The sequence below is a fragment of the Butyrivibrio sp. M55 genome (assembly GCF_900116865.1).
Lineage (GTDB): Bacteria > Bacillota > Clostridia > Lachnospirales > Lachnospiraceae > Butyrivibrio.
Genome location: NZ_FPCD01000002.1, coordinates 74,531 through 91,474 on the forward strand (window position 1 = coordinate 74,531; position 16,944 = coordinate 91,474).

General features: G+C 41.5%; 18 protein-coding genes. 16 read left to right on the top strand and 2 right to left on the bottom strand.

Annotation, left to right across the window (positions count from 1 at the left end; translation table 11 throughout):
- The first annotated feature begins 1 nt into the window (after position 1).
- The 4 genes from BM398_RS02625 to BM398_RS02640 all read left to right on the top strand — a co-directional run bounded on the left by BM398_RS02625 (position 2) and on the right by BM398_RS02640 (position 4,346).
- Positions 2-1,420 (top strand): permease prefix domain 1-containing protein, encoded by a 1,419-nt coding sequence (locus BM398_RS02625; protein ID WP_092336309.1) that lies wholly within the window; start codon positions 2-4, stop codon positions 1,418-1,420.
- A gap of 64 nt (positions 1,421-1,484) precedes the next feature.
- A complete protein-coding gene (locus tag BM398_RS02630) occupies positions 1,485-1,814 on the top strand; it encodes a PadR family transcriptional regulator (protein WP_074462676.1) in 330 nt (109 codons plus the stop codon).
- Between the two features lie 2 nt (positions 1,815-1,816).
- Positions 1,817-3,229, top strand: a complete 1,413-nt coding sequence (locus BM398_RS02635; RefSeq protein ID WP_092336310.1) for a permease prefix domain 1-containing protein — start codon at positions 1,817-1,819, stop codon at positions 3,227-3,229.
- Entirely contained in the window at positions 3,216-4,346 is a 1,131-nt protein-coding gene (locus BM398_RS02640; RefSeq protein ID WP_175531812.1) for a DUF3048 domain-containing protein, read from the top strand. Before BM398_RS02635 ends, BM398_RS02640 begins: the two co-directional genes overlap by 14 nt.
- A 66-nt stretch (positions 4,347-4,412) precedes the next feature.
- Here the strand turns inward: BM398_RS02640 and BM398_RS02645 are convergent, their stop codons facing one another.
- The gene (locus BM398_RS02645; RefSeq protein WP_092336311.1) at positions 4,413-5,942 is read right to left on the bottom strand and encodes an MFS transporter; all 1,530 of its coding nucleotides are present in this window, start codon (positions 5,940-5,942) and stop codon (positions 4,413-4,415) included.
- Positions 5,943-6,596: 654 nt separating this feature from the next.
- Between BM398_RS02645 and BM398_RS02650 the strand changes: the two genes are divergently transcribed.
- From BM398_RS02650 to BM398_RS02685, 8 genes are all read left to right on the top strand, one after another.
- Positions 6,597-7,166: an HAD domain-containing protein gene (locus BM398_RS02650; protein WP_092336312.1), complete on the top strand. Its 570-nt coding sequence runs from the start codon at positions 6,597-6,599 to the stop codon at positions 7,164-7,166.
- Between the two features lie 305 nt (positions 7,167-7,471).
- Complete coding sequence (locus BM398_RS02655) at positions 7,472-9,715, top strand: extracellular solute-binding protein (protein WP_092336313.1); 2,244 nt, start codon at positions 7,472-7,474, stop codon at positions 9,713-9,715.
- Positions 9,716-9,832: 117 nt separating this feature from the next.
- Complete coding sequence (locus tag BM398_RS02660; protein ID WP_092336314.1) at positions 9,833-10,357, top strand: RNA polymerase sigma factor; 525 nt, start codon at positions 9,833-9,835, stop codon at positions 10,355-10,357.
- Positions 10,354-10,788, top strand: a complete 435-nt coding sequence (locus BM398_RS02665) for a hypothetical protein (protein WP_092336315.1) — start codon at positions 10,354-10,356, stop codon at positions 10,786-10,788. The genes BM398_RS02660 and BM398_RS02665 overlap by 4 nt, the downstream gene beginning before the upstream one ends.
- Positions 10,789-10,802: 14 nt before the next feature.
- Positions 10,803-11,330 carry a hypothetical protein gene (locus BM398_RS02670; protein WP_092336316.1) on the top strand — a complete coding sequence of 176 codons (528 nt, stop codon included), beginning with the start codon at positions 10,803-10,805 and terminating at the stop codon, positions 11,328-11,330.
- 40 nt (positions 11,331-11,370) lie between these two features.
- The gene (locus BM398_RS02675; protein ID WP_092336317.1) at positions 11,371-11,823 is read left to right on the top strand and encodes a hypothetical protein; all 453 of its coding nucleotides are present in this window, start codon (positions 11,371-11,373) and stop codon (positions 11,821-11,823) included.
- Between the two features lie 27 nt (positions 11,824-11,850).
- Positions 11,851-12,378, top strand: a complete 528-nt coding sequence (locus tag BM398_RS02680) for a hypothetical protein (protein ID WP_092336318.1) — start codon at positions 11,851-11,853, stop codon at positions 12,376-12,378.
- A gap of 137 nt (positions 12,379-12,515) precedes the next feature.
- Positions 12,516-13,226, top strand: coding sequence for a GTP pyrophosphokinase (locus BM398_RS02685; protein WP_092336319.1), 711 nt, complete (start codon positions 12,516-12,518; stop codon positions 13,224-13,226).
- 123 nt (positions 13,227-13,349) lie between these two features.
- Here BM398_RS02685 and BM398_RS02690 read toward each other — a convergent pair whose 3' ends face one another.
- The gene (locus tag BM398_RS02690; protein ID WP_092336320.1) at positions 13,350-14,216 is read right to left on the bottom strand and encodes a class I SAM-dependent methyltransferase; all 867 of its coding nucleotides are present in this window, start codon (positions 14,214-14,216) and stop codon (positions 13,350-13,352) included.
- A 477-nt stretch (positions 14,217-14,693) separates the two neighbouring features.
- Between BM398_RS02690 and rpsJ the strand changes: the two genes are divergently transcribed.
- From rpsJ to rplW, 4 genes are all read left to right on the top strand, one after another.
- On the top strand, positions 14,694-15,005 hold the full coding sequence (rpsJ, locus tag BM398_RS02695; RefSeq protein ID WP_013279995.1) for a 30S ribosomal protein S10: 312 nt from the start codon (positions 14,694-14,696) through the stop codon (positions 15,003-15,005).
- A 170-nt stretch (positions 15,006-15,175) separates the two neighbouring features.
- A complete protein-coding gene (rplC, locus tag BM398_RS02700; RefSeq protein WP_026515616.1) occupies positions 15,176-15,859 on the top strand; it encodes a 50S ribosomal protein L3 in 684 nt (227 codons plus the stop codon).
- Between the two features lie 26 nt (positions 15,860-15,885).
- A complete protein-coding gene (gene rplD / locus BM398_RS02705; RefSeq protein ID WP_026655626.1) occupies positions 15,886-16,509 on the top strand; it encodes a 50S ribosomal protein L4 in 624 nt (207 codons plus the stop codon).
- Positions 16,509-16,808, top strand: a complete 300-nt coding sequence (gene rplW / locus BM398_RS02710) for a 50S ribosomal protein L23 (RefSeq protein ID WP_026515614.1) — start codon at positions 16,509-16,511, stop codon at positions 16,806-16,808. Before rplD ends, rplW begins: the two co-directional genes overlap by 1 nt.
- Positions 16,809-16,944: the final 136 nt, after the last annotated feature.

Consider the following 16,944-nt stretch of genomic DNA (forward strand, 5'->3'; position numbering starts at 1 on the left):
AATGCAAACCGAAGTTTGGGGTGTAACAATGGAAGAATATATAAAAAAGCTATTGGAACAAGTGAGGTTCCGTGAGGCTCATCAGGGGATACACGATGAGCTTAAGGCTCACATTGAAGATCAGATAGAAGCGAATATTTCATGCGGAATGGATGAAGATACAGCGGAGAAAAGAGCTGTTGATGATATGGGAGATCCCGTTGAAGTCGGTATCTCGCTCGACAGGGTTCACAGACCGCAGATAGCGTGGGGCGTTATAATCGCGGCGGTGCTTGTCGGTGTTATAGGGATAATGATCCATACCTATATGGAGAAGGACAAACTTTTGATTGATATATTAAATGAGCCGCCTTTTTCAGCCGATGACAGATATTATATTCTTTTTACTGTTTTGGGGATTGGCGCGATGCTTTTCATGTATCTTGTGGATTACACAACGGTTGCCAAGTATTCCAAAGTGATCGCAACTGTATTGGTAGCAGGATATCTTATCACATATTACGGAAGCTATAAGCTTTTTAGGCTGATAGCAGATAAGAATGTTTTAAATGATGAAGCGGTAAATTATGACAGGCTGGAATCACTGGTAGAATTTTTGAATAATTGTGTCAGCTTTTCGTTTGCACTGATGTTTTTACTGATTCCTCTTTATGCGGGAATCCTCTACAAATACAGGGGACAATCGTACGGAGGACTTATAAAGGCTCTTCTTTGGGTTTTTGTGCCAAGGATCATACCGTTTGTATCGTCAAGATATTATAATATGCGCGCCTTTATAGTTGTAGGCAGTATGCTTGTTCAGCTTACTTATGCAATAAAAAAAGGCTGGATAAAGGTGCGGAAGATTCCTTCAATCATATCTATATGGCTGGCTTATGTATTATATCTGGTCTATTTTATCAGGACTGAAGTTGGCGGATTTATGAGAAGCGGTAGTAATGAAATAAAAACAATCATGGATTCAATGAAGATATTTGGAGAAGGGAAAATATATACCTGGGGCGGCTCTGCATCCATGCAGACAAGAGGATGTGTAAGTTCTCCTGCGGGAAGTTATGTTTTGACTTATATCTCTGCAGCCTGGGGCCTTGTTATAGGACTGGCGGTTGTGATGATAGTTGCAGCGTTGATTGTTTTTGGATTTGTAAGTATGGCAAAGTCCAAGAACCAGCTCGGACAGATTATGGGATGCGGTTGCATGATGTGGATCGCGGTAAATGCTATTGCCAATATCGTTGTGGGATTCGGAATTGTTCCGGAGTTTTATGCATCTTTTTTCCCATTTATATCTAATAACAATATTGTGATCTCGTATGTATTCTTAGGGGTACTGATAAGCGTATACAAATATAAGGACGCGTATCCGCAGCATGTGGATATTAAGGGGCGCAGCAATAAGGAAAAAGGATTGCAATCCTGAAAAAATTTGGAAAGGCTTAGTATAGATAAACAGGCGCTTATGATGGCGTATCAAGGAGGAAAAAATGGCAGTAGATAAATCTCTTTTAACAGGCAGCAGTACAATGTTGGTTCTGAAGTTACTTTCGGAAAAAGACATGTATGGGTATGAAATGATCGACACATTAAGAAAGAGATCACAGAATGTCTTTGAATTTAAGGCGGGAACGCTTTATCCTCTTCTTCACGGACTAGAGGAGAAAGGTGTTCTCAAGGTTTACGAGCAGGAGTATCTCGGCAAGACAAGAAAATATTACAGCATAACGAAAGAGGGCAGAAAGCTATTAAAGGAAAAGACACAGGAGTGGGAGGTTTATTCCGGCGCGATAGCAAACGTTCTGGCCTACGGGGTATGAGTATGGAAGAATATATCAAAATGTTACTGGAGCAGGTGCGTTTTGAGAAGGCGCACAAGGCTATAGGTGATGAGATCAGGGCGCATATAGAAGAACAGATAGAAGCGAATGTTTCGGACGGAATGGACCGTGTGACTGCGGAGAAAAAAGCTGTCGAGGACATGGGAGATCCCATGGAAGTCGGAATGTCGCTTGACAGGGTTCACAGGCCGCAGGTTGCATGGGGCTTGATAATCGCGGCAATGACCATTGGAACTGTCGGAGCGATGATCAGGATGACGGTAGCATATTCTGAGTATGATGAATTCGTAATTGCTGCTAATGCTTTTTTTGGTATTTCCTTGATGTTGCTTGCATTTCTTGTGGATTATACGACTATATTAAAATATTCTAAGTTGCTGGCGGCTGTGTTGATAGTGGGAATGGTACTTAATCAGGCTATTTACTCACATGGACCGGAAGGAAATTTTTTATGGCAGCCATATTCCTCTACAAGGGTTGTTTTTTCGACGTTGTTTATCTTATTTATTCCTCTTTATTCCGGAATAATCTATAGGTATAGAGGGCAGGCGTATAAAGGACTGATCAAGGCGGTTCTTTGGATTGTTATTCCGTGTATGTATATGGATTCACGACTGGAGGGGCATGCTGCCTTGCATGTTATGATGATCGCATTAAGTTTGCTGGCTCAGCTTACAATAGCAATAAAGAAGGGCTGGTTTGAAATTCCACAAAAGAAGGTGATTGCATCTTTGTGGGCTGCGTTTGCGATTTTTCCTGGAAATTTGATGATTGAACTAAGAAATTGTTTTCCCAGCAGTAAATTAATAAATGTAAGACATGTTATGGATAGACTTAAGCCGCTTGGATGCTGGGTAGTATATAGTAATCTTGGCGGAAAAAATGTGGCTATTGCCGCAAGCAATTATTTTGGCGTAGCGACAGGAGAACATGTTCTTTTGTATATATGTTCAGATTGGGGATGGGCTGTAGGATTAGCGGTTATTTTAAGCGTTATCGGACTGATTGTTTTTGGTTTTATTGCTTTATCTAAGATAAAGAATCAAGTGGGAATCGCAATGGGAAGCGGTTGTCTCATTTGGCTTACGGCAAATGCTGTTGCAAATTTACTTTCAGGATTTGGATTATTTTTGACGACATATGTAGGCGATACTTTTTTTCCTTTTATATCAGACAGCAACGTTATAGTATCGTATGTCTTCCTGGGGATAATTCTCAGTATATATAAATACAAGAATGCTTATTCACAGCATGTAGACATTGAAGCTCAATCGGGAGTTCAACTGAAACTTTTGAATTATGAGCTTGACATCAAACTACGTAAGGAGGTGAAGGAAGAAAAAAAGGCTTTAATAAAACAAAAAATGGGAGAAATTATCTATGACAAAAAGTAAAAAGATCGTTGCGCTTGCAATGTGCATGCTAATGGTGCTTTCAGATGTTGCCTGTGGCAAAAAGGAAGCGGATGATGCTACTCTTGAGGTTTCTGTCGAAGATGTAGCGAGCAGCGATACTGCTGCGGAAGCTTCATCTGATGAAGTGAAGAACTTTGAGATTCCTGAAGGAATGTACCTTAGCGAGATCACAGGTGAGCCAATAAGCGAAGATATTAAAGATCAGCGTCCTATCGCTGTAATGGTCGATAACGAAAAGACCGCGCTTCCGCACTTTGGAACAGCAGAAGCGGATGTTGTTTATGAAATGATGAACAGCACAAAAAATGACAGGATTACAAGGCTTATGTGCATTGTAAAAGACTGGGGTAAGATAGAGCAGCTTGGCAGTATCAGAAGTACCCGTCCGACAAATATTCTTCTTGCAGCCGAGTGGGATGCGGTGCTCTGCCATGACGGAGGGCCTCCGGTTCATATCAATGCATATTTGAATCAGCCTTGGTCACAGCATTTCTCCGGAACTTTTTCCAGAGTAAAGAACGGAAAACCCAAGGAGTTTACTGAATATATATGTCCGGGTGATATGGAGAGTAACTTCTCAAGTATGAAAAAGGATCCCGCATATTCAACAACTTATACCGAGTACAGAAACGAGGGAAGCCACTTCAACTTTGCTCCTTACGGCAAAGAAGTTGACCTTACAAAGGTTTATGACAAGACATATCCTGTAACGGAGATTGGACTTCCTTTCTGGCACAATACTTCTACACTTAAGTATAATGCCGAAACTAAGCAGTACGAGTATTACGAGTACGGATCACGCCATGAGGATGCAGAGGACGGAGAGCCTCTTAGCTTTAAGAATGTACTTATCCAGAAATGTGATTTCAATCAGCTTGATGAGAACGGTTATCTTATTTATAACTGTATCGATTCGGGAAAGCCCGGATGGTACATCACAAACGGCGTTGGAAAGCCCATCACATGGGTTAAGGATGAGGCAACTCATCTGACCAAGTTCTACGACGACAAGGGTGAAGAAATTCAGATCAACACAGGTAAGACATATATCACACTTGTTCCGTCAGATACATGGGATTCAATGACAATGAAATAATAGAGTTTTTTGAACGCAGAAAGGAGCTTTCACCTTGATTTGAGGTGAGGCTCCTTATTTACGAGTTTAGTGAGAATCCCAACAATAGGGAACTTTTTCAAGTACAGGTCGCTTGATTATGATAAGCAGTAATACGATTGCGGCGAAAGCAGCGTTGATGGTCAATACTTGTGAAATGCTGACGCGGGAAACCAGCAAACCGATTGCAAATGACCCGATGGGAGTCACGGCGGCTGAAGATGAATTAAATACAGCTGACGCGCGGGCCATATACTTATGGTCAACACATTTCATAAGCTGGATATGGAGGATTCCGCCTATCAGTGAAGCGGCTGCCATCATGACGAAGTAGCATGCGCATAGCAACGTGTATGCGAGAAATATGTTTTCTTTTACAAATCTTCCGTAAGGAATACAGGCCATTGCGCCGGCTAACAGGGCGGTTCCAAGGACAGTAATCTTAAGGGGCGATAGTTTCTTTGACAAATTCGGCAATACCACTGCTCCCAAGATTCCGCCTATTGATGAGAATATGCCGGAGATGCTTATAAGCTCGCTGCCCATTCCGTAAATTTCGGATACTATCGGAACTTGAAAAGCGTTCAATGGAATCAGCATTCCGTTAAGCAGTACGCAGATGATGCAGAAGTTTCGTACAACCGGAGTGCTAAATACATATGAGATGCCGTCTTTGAGCATGGATATGTAGCCGGGCTCGCTGGGGGAGCTGCTGTTTCCTGCTTCATGGATTGAGCTTGCATTTTTGTTTTTACGGATTGAGCTGTTACTTCCTGTTTTATGTAGAGAGCTTACACTTTTGTTTTTGCTAAATGAATGTATGCTTTCAGCTTTGGAGGCAACGACGGTGCTACCGGCTTCGGAAGCGGACCCTGCTGCAGTTTTGAGCATGCCAATCAGTACTGCAGCAGTTATGAATGTCGAGAGATCTGTGAACATTGCGGCTTCAACGCCGAGTTTTGCAATTATAAATCCTGCAATTCCGCTTCCTGCAAGGGTGGCGGCATTAGCGAAAACAGAATAAAGGCTCACTCCGGCGTTTATGTCATCTCTTTTAAACACCTGCGCACTAAGAGCGCTCGTCGCAGGAAGGTAGAAAGACTCTACACTCGTTATTGTCAGCGCAAATACTGAAAGGAGTGCCGGAGTCACCAGTTCAAGCTTAAACAGAAAGATAAAAAGCGCGATTAGAATTGCTCTGAGAAAATGAGTCGTGATGACAACATGCTTTTTATCCATCTTTTCAACAATGGCTCCTGCAAACGGCTGAACAACAACGTTTGGCAACATGATAAATGCAAATATTATCGCAGACCACGCCGCACTGCCTGTAATCTGATACACGATCCACGTAAAAGCAATTGATTCTATCGAATCCCCGAACCTGTTGATCAGATTTGCAAACAGAAGCTTTCTGTATGTGCTTTCGCGCAGTATGGATTTATAATGAGTGGTGGCATTCGCTTTGATTTTGCTTTTGGTACGGACGTTTTTGTTATTATTGGTGCTATTGATGGCGTTGATATTTTTGTAGTTGTTAGTAGTGATGTTGGTATTGGCGGTGCTATTGCATTTCATAGCCGGTTCTCCCTTCGTGGCGCATTGTTTTGCTGACTGTTGTCCGGCTGTAGATTGAAATAGAATTGATTGCAAGTTCGGTTCTATTGTTTATTTTTTTGCCTGGCACATCAGCAAGTAGACAACAAGCTTGTGTCCTTATCTGTGGTTTCAGTGTAACGTGATGCGCGGAAGAGTGTAATACACCGTTTGTATGTGCTGGGAAAAGAAAAGTTTCCTGCCGGGAAATAAAACATATCTGAGCAGACGTAAAAATATAAGCAAATTCTAACACGGAGGGACTGAAGTTGTTTGCAATGACTCCGCAAGCCCAAACCTCGCATAGAGTCATACGATGGAGCGCGATGCAATGACTTCACTTGCAGAAATTTCAAATAGGGTCATATGCGGAAGCAATAGCTCATGACTTCACAAGCCAAAACCTCGTATAGAGTCATGCGGCGGAGTGTAATGCAATGACTTCAGCTGTAGAAATATCAAATAGGGTCATATGCAGAAATAAGATCCAATGACTCCGCAAGCCCAAACCTCGCATAGAGTCATACGACAGAGCGCAACACAATGACTACACTTGCAGATATTTCAAATAGAGTCATGCGCTGTAGCGCTTATCAAGCAAATAATAGAATCACACCCAAATCATGGAGGAACATCATGCAAAACATAATATTTCTTGATATAGACGGAGTCTTGAATTCAAAGTTCTGGGACGAGGAGCATCAGCGCGAAATAAGTGGCGGAAGGCTTGTAGATGCAGAGGCGGTGAGGCTCTTGGCGGAGCTTGTAAAGAAGGCGGATGCAAAGCTGATCCTTCACTCGGGATGGCGCTTCTGGTTCGACGAGAATCTTGAACCGCTAAGGCCTGAAGCGGAGCACTTGATCACAGTGATGGCTAAAGAGGGCATCAGGCTTGACGGCGTAACACCCAATCTTACCACCGAAGAAATAAGAAAGAGCAAGAAGTTCAGCCTTGTTAAGGCTGAAGAAATCCTCTTATGGCTTAAAGAGAACATAGCTTCCGCAAATAGTGACTTCTCATCAAATGATGAAACTTTCAAAACCGATGAAACTTCTAAAGATGCAGATTTTCCGGCAAATTGGCTTGTTCTTGATGACCTGGAACTTCATAACAGCTTGATAGCAAGGCATCAGTTAAAGCCTGATCCAAATGTTGGGCTCACACATGAAGATGTAAGAAGAGCCCTGAACATTTTGAAGCTTTAAATGCAGAATAAATAATACATCTCTGGCAACACCTCTCCATAGCTTCCCGTCCCCAATTCCCATTCCACATAATTTCACAATTCACATATTGACAAATCCCTCTCTCCGGAGTTATTGTATTATTGTACTAAGTAACTAATACAATAATACAGCACGTGACATCACACACATACAACTCCACGTCACGTGCAATTACACTACAACGTACAACCACATAGAACAATAACCGCCCACATGCCGCAACCCATAGGTTGCGGCGGGCACATATAAGATGATGCGAATCGTCGACAGAATGGAGAGAAAAGATGAGAAAAAGAAATATTATAGGGAAAACAACAAGCATAATTCTTGCGTTTACTCTTTGCATAACATCATTTACCGGTTGCGGCAAAAAGAAGATTACAGAAGAGGATCTTGCGCAGGTAAAACAGATTGATAAGAACTGCATCTTTAAGCAGGAAGATTTTCCGGGAATCCTTGGCGAAGGAGAAAAGGTGTGTGTTCTTGGCCGAAGCGGAGGCAAGGTAGTGGCTATCTGCGAAGCGGAAACCGGAGACGGAGGGTTTAAATATCTTTCTTTTAACCCTGACGGATCTGAGGTTAATTCCTGCGATTTCGGTGGAAAAAAGGAAGATTATATAACTATTGGCACCTTTGATAATGAAGGAAATGCATATCTTGTTTATAAAGAACACAAAGGTGGGGATGATTATAGCTCGTTCCTTGAAAAAATCACTCCAACAGGAGAAATAGCTTACAAGTTCGACCTCTCCGAAGAATTTGCAGATGATGCATTCTACTTTAGATGCCTTGAGTGGAGTGATAAATACGGCCTTTTATGCGGCACTGAAGACGGCGTAAAGACTTATGACGAGCAGAATGGTCTGAAAGAACTTGTGGATAAAAAGGCCATGAGTGGTATGGAAGGAATCCTAGATATGGTAGAACTTGCGGACAATAAGCTGTTTATAAATTATTATAATAAGCTTTACGCCCAGTCATTTGTTATAGTTGATGCAGATAACAAGAAAGTGGAAAAGAAGCTTGGAAATTTCCAGGAGCACAGTTACTATACCTTTTTTGACGATGAAAACGGTAACCTATATGCAGATGATTCCTACGGAGTCTATAAATGCGATACTCAGGCAGACAAACTTGAAAAACTTCTTGATTACAGGGATTCATCAATAAATCCCGATGATATGATGTCACAGGTGGGATTCTTTGCAGTAAATGAAAAAGAAATAATCGCTGATACTGTAGAAGGTGACAGTGGGGTAAATACTCTTGTGAAACTGTCCAAAGTAAATCCTGAAGACGTTGCAGATAAGACCGTTATTACCTTATCGGGTATGTATGTCGATCGTGATATTGCAAGTCAGATCATGGAATTTAACAGATCAAGCGATAAGTATGCGATAAAGATATTGGATTACAGCGAGTTTTACAACGATTATGAACAATGTGAAAAGCAGTTTAATCTTGATATTACAGCAGGAAAAGCTGCCGACATCATCTGCTTTTCGGGAAACGAAGCATCTGTAAGAAAATATGCCGATAAAGGAATACTTCTTGATTTAACTCCTGCTTTTGAAAACGGAGGCCCTTTGAGCGATATAGAAGTTCTTCCGAACATAGCGGAGATGATGAAGTTCAATGGCAAGACTTATACATTTATGCCTACGTTCCGAATTAGCACATATGCAGTTAAATCAGAATACGCAAAGGGAAAAAATTCTTTGACATACAAGGACTGTGACGAACTGATAAACAGTAAAGGCGTGGATTATAAAACGGCGTTTGGCTCATATGATACCAGATCAAACGTCTGCGCATATTTCTGGACGTACTACGGCGATGAGTTTTTTGACCTCAAGAATAAAAAGTGCAATTTCAATACGCCTGAGTTTGCTGAGTTTTTGAATTTTGCCAATAAGTTTCCTGATGAGGAACCGGTTGATTGTATCATGGAGGACGAGCTTGAAGCGGTGTATGCCGAAGGAAAAGGAATTTTCTACGCTGCAGATTTTAGGAATATATGGCAATATGCAAAGCTCAAGCAGTATATATTCAGAGATGATGTTGAATTGGTCGGATGTCCCAATAACCTTGGCAAAAACATGGCTGCGGTAAGCACAACTACATTGGGTGTAAACAGCAAGACAGAACATGCGGATGTTATCTACGATCTTATCAGGGAGCTTATGACTTCGGATAAAGAAACAAGTGACGGCTTCTCTACGGTAAAGCCTAAGTTTGAGGAAGAGTTAAAAGAAGCTACAGGCGAGATAAGCGATAGCAACACCAAGGCGCAAACGTACGATCCTTTGAGCGGAAAAGATGTAAAATTAGAACCGCTGTCAGAGGAGGATATAAAGAAGTTCTATGATTATGCTGTTTCAATAAATACAAACGTCGGATATGATATGCAGGTTACAAATATTATTTCAGAAGAAGCCTCGGCATTCTTTAAGGGAAAGAAAACGGCGGAACAAGTCGGAGATATCATTCAGAACAGAATCAGCAATTATATTGCCGAAAACAGTTGATCTGAGAACTTGATTTAGAAGTTTAAAAAAAGTCTGCAAAATTTTTACATTTTTTTGCAGACTTTTTTGCATGCGCATCGTTATATTAAATGAAGAGAGAAAAAACAGGAGAAAAGTTTGGGGAAGATCGATTCGAGAGAAAAGTTAATACAGCTCATGGACCGGTACAAGAATCTGGTCTTCTCGGTGTGCCTTAAGCTTACCGGCGACCATTTTACTGCGGAGGATATCACGCAGGAAACGTTTATTTCCGCATATCGGCATCTTGAGGATTTTGACGGACGCGATGAAAAAGCGTGGATATGCAGGATTGCGAGCAACAAATGCATCGACTACCTAAGAAGCAGCAAGATGCGCGAGGTGGCTTCGACTGACGATGAGCTTGAGGCTTCCATGGACGCCGGCAGGGACGGGCCGCTTGAAACGTACATTGCACGTGATGTGGAAAAAAGATTTTTTGACCGGTGCAATGAACTTGATGAGCCGTACAGATCTGCGGCGGTCGGGCATTTTATCCAAGGAAAGACTGCAAAAGAGATAAGCCTTGAGAAAGGGATACCTCTTAAGACGACGCAGTCCCACATCTACAGAGCCCGCGAGATGTTAAAGAAAATAATCAGGAAGGAGGAACTGCTGACATGAGTCATGAATATCTGAGTGATGAAGAATTACAAAAGCTTATTTCCGATGTTGAGTTTAATGACATGGCTGAAGCGCCCGTGGATCTTCAGAAAAAAGTGCTTGATGAGATCAGTGCTTTAAGTAAGTCCGGCAACATCGCGAAAACCAAAAAACAAAAGATAATCGAATACAGATTATACAGCCTGAAAGTGGCTCTCGCCGTTGCTGCAGCAATAGCGGTAATGTTCATAGTTCCGCAAAGACCTGTTATAGATAGAGATATCCCCACAAAAGAGGAATATCTGGCTGAAATGGATATTTTTACAAGACAGGGATTGTTTGATACTTGCAGAAACAGAGACGAAGTATTGGAAGAAAATAATTTATGTAAAACCCTTGTGCAGAAAAGGGAAGAAATAGAAACAAGATTTTTTGACATGTTTAACAGATGAGTTGGAGGTTAATGATGGAATATAAGAAGAGGAATGGTTTTTTTGTTTTTTGCTTTTCGTTTATACCCGGAGCGGTTGAGATGTACATGGGATTTATGAAAAACGGAGTATCGATTATGGCGGCATTTGTGCTGCTGTTTGCCTTGGCTACGCTCGGCTGGTCTTATTTTACTTATATCTTTCTGGGAATGGCGGTGGTTGCTTGGTTCTATGCCTTTTTTCATGCATGGAACATGTACCGTCTGGACGGCGAGACACTTGTAAAGATGGAAGACAGATATATCTGGACAGAATTTGGCGTTACGGGAAAAATTGATATTGAAGAAAAGAAGCTTCGCAAGGGAGTTGCAATAGGTCTGCTGATTATTGGCCTTATGGCGCTGTATGACATTGTAAAAGATATAATCTATCAATTTGTTCCGGGTGATTATTGGCGTATAACCAATTCTTTGGTGGAAAACGTTCCGGTTGCGGTTATTTTCATATTTTTTGGCTTGAAACTAATTAAGAATAAAAAGAATGACCTGGAGATCGATGAATAAAAACCGGTCATAAACGGAAAGAGTGAATTGGAGGGAATATATGGAATGTAAGAAAAAGAACAGATTTTTGGTCTTTTGCTTCTCGTTCATACCCGGAGCGGCAGAGATGTATATGGGATATATAAAGAACGGAATGTCCATATGGACAACGTTTTTTGTTGCATTTCTACTGGCTTGTATAGGTGATACAAGCTTAGCGGTGGTGGTAGTATGGTTTTTTGCTATTTTCCATGCATGGAAGATTTACAAATTAAGCGGGCAAAAAATTGAAGACAGAAATGTCTGGCTTGAATATGGAATTGCGGGAAGCAAAAATGAAGAAGAGAAAAAACGCAGTAAGTCAGTTGCGGTATGGCTTATAGTTATCGGCGTTGTATCGCTTTGTGACTACATGTTTGCTTTATTTTTCCCCAATGAATACTGTGATGTGTTCAATAAGATTGTCGCTTTCGTGCAAAATACTATCCATATCGTCACAGGAAATTTGCTGTAGATATTGTAGAGAGAAAAGGGGATTTATATGGTATATAGAAAAAGAAACGGATTCTTATCTTTTTGTTTCGCATTTATGCCGGGAGCGGTTGAGATGTACATGGGGTTCATGATCAAAGGATTATCGCTGATGGCGTCGTTTGTTATGTTGGGCGCGATTGCATTCACGACAAATTTTCTTTCAGACTCGATGCTTTTTGTTCTTTTAGGTTATTTGTGGGTATATTCTTTTTTCCATGCATGGTACATGTACGGATTAAGCGCGGAGAAGCTGGTACAGATGGAGGATAAGTGTTTCTGGACGGAATTTGAGATCGGCCAAAAAGCTGTTCCTGAAATGGAAAAGCTTCGAAAAGTATTTGCACCTTGGGCTTTGGCTGTTTGCGTGCTTGTGATCTACAGCTGTGTGGTTGATATTGCGTATACTACGGATCTTTTGAAACTTGAAGACTCTTATTTTGCTGTAATATCAATGCCGAGGGCGGTTTTGCCGATTATCTTTGTGATCGCGGGAATAAAGCTATTGCGCAGGGATGAGAAGGATTCCTCTTTATAAAAAAGCTGTAAAAACGCTTGAATCCAAATTAAAAAACAAGTACAAGATTTTGATAATTTTTATAATTCGTTCATATAACGTTTAACGGATGCTGATATACTAACAATATAAGAATTACATGAAAGTGAGTTTTGTATATGGCAGCAGAGCATTTTGACTATTCAAAGATCAGCTACAATAAGAACGACGATTGGGATGATGTAAGTTTAATAGATCTTGAGAATTTCCTTCAGATGAAGGGACAGGTCAAAGATTTTCGAATTCTTATGATGAAGTATGACAGCGCATTATTGGAAGTTCGGACTAAGCTTGATGTATTAAATAAAGAATTATCTCTAAGGAACAACAGAAATCCGTTTGAAGCTATCAAGATGAGGATAAAGACTCCTCTTAGCATATATAAGAAACTGATCGGCAAGGGCGTGGATTTTTCGATTGAAAATATAGATAAGTACATCTCTGATGTTGCGGGAATACGTGTTGTATGCTCGTTTGTGGACGATATCTACATGTTGGCGGACTGTCTTGCAAATCAGGATGATATCAGGGTTATCCAGCGAAAAGATTATATCAAAGATCCCAAGAAGAGCGGCTACCGCAGTCTGCATCTTATAATAGAAGTTCCGATCTTTCTTGTTCAGGAAAAAGAGTACATGAAAGTCGAAGTGCAGTTCAGGACAATAGCCATGGATTTCTGGGCGAGCCTTGAACATAAGATGAGATACAAAAAAGATTCGGCAAATCAGGAAGTTATCGCAGATGATCTTAAGTTCAGTGCAGATCTTATAAATCAGCTCGATCTTAGGATGCAACAGATTCGCCGCAAGATAGACGGCGAAGAAGAATAATTTAGTAGGAGATTTTATTTATATAACAACCCCCGTAGCGCTTGTAAAATGAGCATTTACGGGGGTTGTGGCTTTTTATATGTATTTTTGCGGAGAGCTGTAGCGGCTCTTTGCGTAAGATTTTTAGTTTTTCGCTGTCCAGCGTCCGCTTGCACCGCAGGGAAGGACAAGTCCGTTTGATTTAACGGGAAGTCCAATCTCACTTGCTTCTATGGCACCCGGATGAATCGGATCGAGTACTGTGTGCAACATATATGAGAGTACGGCAGGCTGAAGACCTGTTGTGTATGAATTTATAAGGAAGAAAAGAGGTTTATCCGACAGAAGTTTTGATGTCAGCTCGATAAACGGAAATACCGAGTCCTCAATCTTCCATATCTCGCCTTTGGGGCCTCTTCCATAGGAAGGCGGATCCATGATTATTCCGTCGTACTTGTTTCCTCGTCTGATTTCACGCTCTACAAATTTCACACAGTCGTCTACGAGATATCTTATAGGTGCATCTGCAAGCCCTGAAGATGCCGCATTTTCTTTTGCCCAAGCTACCATACCCTTGGCTGCGTCTACGTGTGTGACCTTAGCGCCTGCTTTGGCAGCAGAAACAGTGGCTCCGCCTGTGTAGGCAAAAAGGTTTAAGACTTTGATCTCACGATTCGCTTCCTTTATTAATGAAGAGAACCAGTCCCAATTTGCAGCCTGCTCGGGGAAAAGCCCTGTGTGCTTGAAACTGAAGGGCTTAAGATTAAAAGTAAGTTCCTTATAATTAATAGTCCATTCTTCGGGAAGATTTCTGAACTCCCATTCGCCGCCGCCTTTGTTGCTGCGGTGGTAGTGGCCGTTCCATTTCTTCCAGCCGAAATGTTTTTTGTCCGTTTTCCATATTACCTGAGGGTCGGGTCTTACCAGCATGTAGTCACCCCAGCGCTCAAGCTTTTCACCTGAAGAGGTATCAATTACCTCATAATCTTTCCATCCGTTTGCAATCCACATATTTTTTTCCTTCTGACTAAAATTTTCATTGCCTATTATAATATAAAGAAGCTTCTATATGATACAGAAATCGAGAGATAGGAAATGATGTTAAAAAACATCAAGAAAGACTGGCTAAAAACACCTATTTTTGCATAAAAGTGATTAATTTATAAAAAGTGGTTGCATATACTTTTAAAATGTTTTACAATCATAAACGCTGTGACATGATAGCTATGAAGCGTGAGGTTGCTGCTTTCATCCAGTTAAGCAGGTTTTCCGTGGAGCGAATGTCTAGAGACCACTGATGTGGTCAAACAAACTGACGACAAGTCACTGTACAGACAATTAAGTCTGCCGACTAACCCAAGGCAGAAACGACGTGTAGGGATTCTATGGCCTTAATTTGTGTTAAGACATAGGACACACACGGGAAAGTGTACAGTCACCGCTTGTCGTACTTGTATATAAAAGTGCGAAAAGGAGGCGACTTTTTTTATGGCAAATCAGGTAATGAGAATTACACTTAAGGCTTATGATCACCAGCTTGTTGATGCATCAGCCAAGAAGATTATCGAGACAGTCAAGAAGAACGGATCTCAGGTAAGCGGACCGGTACCCCTTCCTACTAAGAAGGAAGTTGTTACTATCTTAAGAGCGGTTCACAAATACAAAGATTCCAGAGAACAGTTCGAGCAGAGAACACACAAGAGACTTATCGATATCATCACACCTACATCAAAGACAGTTGAGGCTCTTCAGAGACTCGAGATGCCTGCAGGTGTAAATATCAATATCAAGATGAAATGATATAAACCATATCATATTTATCGAATACAGTAACTATTCACACCTCTACTAGTATGATGCAAGGCGCATGATGCCGTGATAACTGGAGAATTACCAAAACGTTGCAGGTAATTAAACGACATTGCGAACGTAGTACGCATCCGCTGTAGATGTAATAAGGAGGTAGAAACATGAAGAAGGCTATTTTAGCTACTAAAGTCGGAATGACTCAGATCTTCAAAGAGGACGGATCACTTATTCCTGTAACAGTTCTTCAGGCAGGACCTTGTGTAGTAACACAGATCAAGACTGTTGAGAACGACGGATACAGTGCCGTACAGGTTGGCTTTGTTGACAAGAAGGAAAAGATCGTTAACAAGGACAAAAACGGAAACAAGACAATTATTCATCGCCATGGAGCAACAAAGGCTGAGCAGGGACATTTCAAGAAGGCAGGAGTTTCTTGCAAGAGATATGTAAGAGAGTTCAAGCTTGAGAATGCTTCTGAGTATGCACTTGGTGCAGAGATCAAGGCTGACGTTTTCGCTGAAGGCGACAAGATTGACGCAACAGCTATTTCAAAGGGAAAAGGATTCCAGGGCGCTATTAAGAAGAATGGTCAGCACAGAGGACCTATGGCTCACGGTTCCAAGTTCCACCGTCATCAGGGTTCTAATGGTTCAAGTTCAGATCCCAGCCGCGTATTTAAAGGTAAGGGAATGCCCGGACACATGGGTAGTGTTAAGGTAACAGTTCAGAATCTCGAGGTTGTAAGAGTAGATGCAGACAAGAATCTTATTCTTGTAAAGGGCGCTATTCCGGGACCTAAGAAGGGACTTGTTACAATCAAGGAAACCGTTAAGGTTATCGGTTAATAGAACGCGAAAGGAGGACCAAACAGATGGCAAACGTATCTGTTTATAATATGGAAGGCAAAGAAGTTGGTAAGCTTGATTTAAGCGATGCTATCTTCGGTGTTGAAATAAACGAACATCTCGTACACATGGCAGTTCTTCAGCAGCTTGCTGACAAACGTCAGGGTACACAGAAAGCTAAGACACGTTCTGAAGTTTCAGGAGGCGGAAGAAAGCCTTGGAGACAGAAGGGAACAGGTCATGCAAGACAGGGTTCTATCAGAGCTCCTCAGTGGAAGGGCGGCGGAGTTGTATTTGCTCCCGTTCCGAGAGATTACTCTTTCAAGATGAACAAGAAAGAGAAGAGAGCTGCTCTTAAGTCTGCACTTACAGACAAGGCTCAGAGCAACAACCTCATCGTTGTTGACGAGCTCAAGTTTGATGAGATCAAGACTAAGAAGTTCGCAGAGGTTATGAACAACCTCAAGGCTACACGTAAGGCTCTTGTTGTTCTTGCAGACAATGATAAGAACGTTGTTCTTTCAGCAAGAAATCTTGCAGAAGCAAGCACAACACTTACAAACACACTTAACGTGTATGATATCGTAAACGCTAAGACACTCGTTCTTACAAAGGACGCAGTTACAAAGATAGAGGAGGTGTATTGCTAATGGCAGCATTACAGTATTATGACGTAATCCTTAAGCCTGTTCTTACAGAGAAGAGCATGGCCGGCATGGGCGAGAAAAAGTACACTTTCCTTGTTAATCCTGAAGCTAACAAGACACAGATCAAGGAAGCTGTAGAGAAAATGTTTGAAGGAGCTAAGGTTGCTAAGGTTAACACTCTTAATGCCAACGGCAGAAAGAAGAGACGTGGAATGACAATCGGTTTCACAGCTAAGACTAAGAAAGCAATCGTTCAGCTTACAGAAGACAGCAAAGATATTGAGATTTTCCAGGGACTTTGAGCAGAACACTTAGCGAGGTAGTTCCGAGCTTAGTGTGAGCCATGCGAATTCACTTAACGAGGTTCTTTCGAGTTTAGTGAAGTTTGCATTACCACTAAAAATATACGTGCTGAATCCAATAAAAAGTCCGGGATTC

Bases quoted from the DNA above. Each gene is read 5' to 3' on its own strand.
- BM398_RS02690 (WP_092336320.1), bottom strand. From the start codon at position 14,216: ATGTGGATTGCAAACGGATGGAAAGATTATGAGGTAATTGATACCTCT.
- BM398_RS02650 (WP_092336312.1), top strand. From the start codon at position 6,597: ATGCAAAACATAATATTTCTTGATATAGACGGAGTCTTGAATTCAAAG.
- BM398_RS02680 (WP_092336318.1), top strand. From the start codon at position 11,851: ATGGTATATAGAAAAAGAAACGGATTCTTATCTTTTTGTTTCGCATTT.
- rplC (WP_026515616.1), top strand. From the start codon at position 15,176: ATGAAGAAGGCTATTTTAGCTACTAAAGTCGGAATGACTCAGATCTTC.
- BM398_RS02630 (WP_074462676.1), top strand. From the start codon at position 1,485: ATGGCAGTAGATAAATCTCTTTTAACAGGCAGCAGTACAATGTTGGTT.
- BM398_RS02645 (WP_092336311.1), bottom strand. From the start codon at position 5,942: ATGAAATGCAATAGCACCGCCAATACCAACATCACTACTAACAACTAC.
- rpsJ (WP_013279995.1), top strand. From the start codon at position 14,694: ATGGCAAATCAGGTAATGAGAATTACACTTAAGGCTTATGATCACCAG.
- BM398_RS02675 (WP_092336317.1), top strand. From the start codon at position 11,371: ATGGAATGTAAGAAAAAGAACAGATTTTTGGTCTTTTGCTTCTCGTTC.
- BM398_RS02670 (WP_092336316.1), top strand. From the start codon at position 10,803: ATGGAATATAAGAAGAGGAATGGTTTTTTTGTTTTTTGCTTTTCGTTT.
- rplD (WP_026655626.1), top strand. From the start codon at position 15,886: ATGGCAAACGTATCTGTTTATAATATGGAAGGCAAAGAAGTTGGTAAG.
- BM398_RS02635 (WP_092336310.1), top strand. From the start codon at position 1,817: ATGGAAGAATATATCAAAATGTTACTGGAGCAGGTGCGTTTTGAGAAG.
- BM398_RS02625 (WP_092336309.1), top strand. From the start codon at position 2: ATGCAAACCGAAGTTTGGGGTGTAACAATGGAAGAATATATAAAAAAG.
- BM398_RS02640 (WP_175531812.1), top strand. From the start codon at position 3,216: ATGACAAAAAGTAAAAAGATCGTTGCGCTTGCAATGTGCATGCTAATG.
- BM398_RS02685 (WP_092336319.1), top strand. From the start codon at position 12,516: ATGGCAGCAGAGCATTTTGACTATTCAAAGATCAGCTACAATAAGAAC.
- rplW (WP_026515614.1), top strand. From the start codon at position 16,509: ATGGCAGCATTACAGTATTATGACGTAATCCTTAAGCCTGTTCTTACA.
- BM398_RS02655 (WP_092336313.1), top strand. From the start codon at position 7,472: ATGAGAAAAAGAAATATTATAGGGAAAACAACAAGCATAATTCTTGCG.
- BM398_RS02665 (WP_092336315.1), top strand. From the start codon at position 10,354: ATGAGTCATGAATATCTGAGTGATGAAGAATTACAAAAGCTTATTTCC.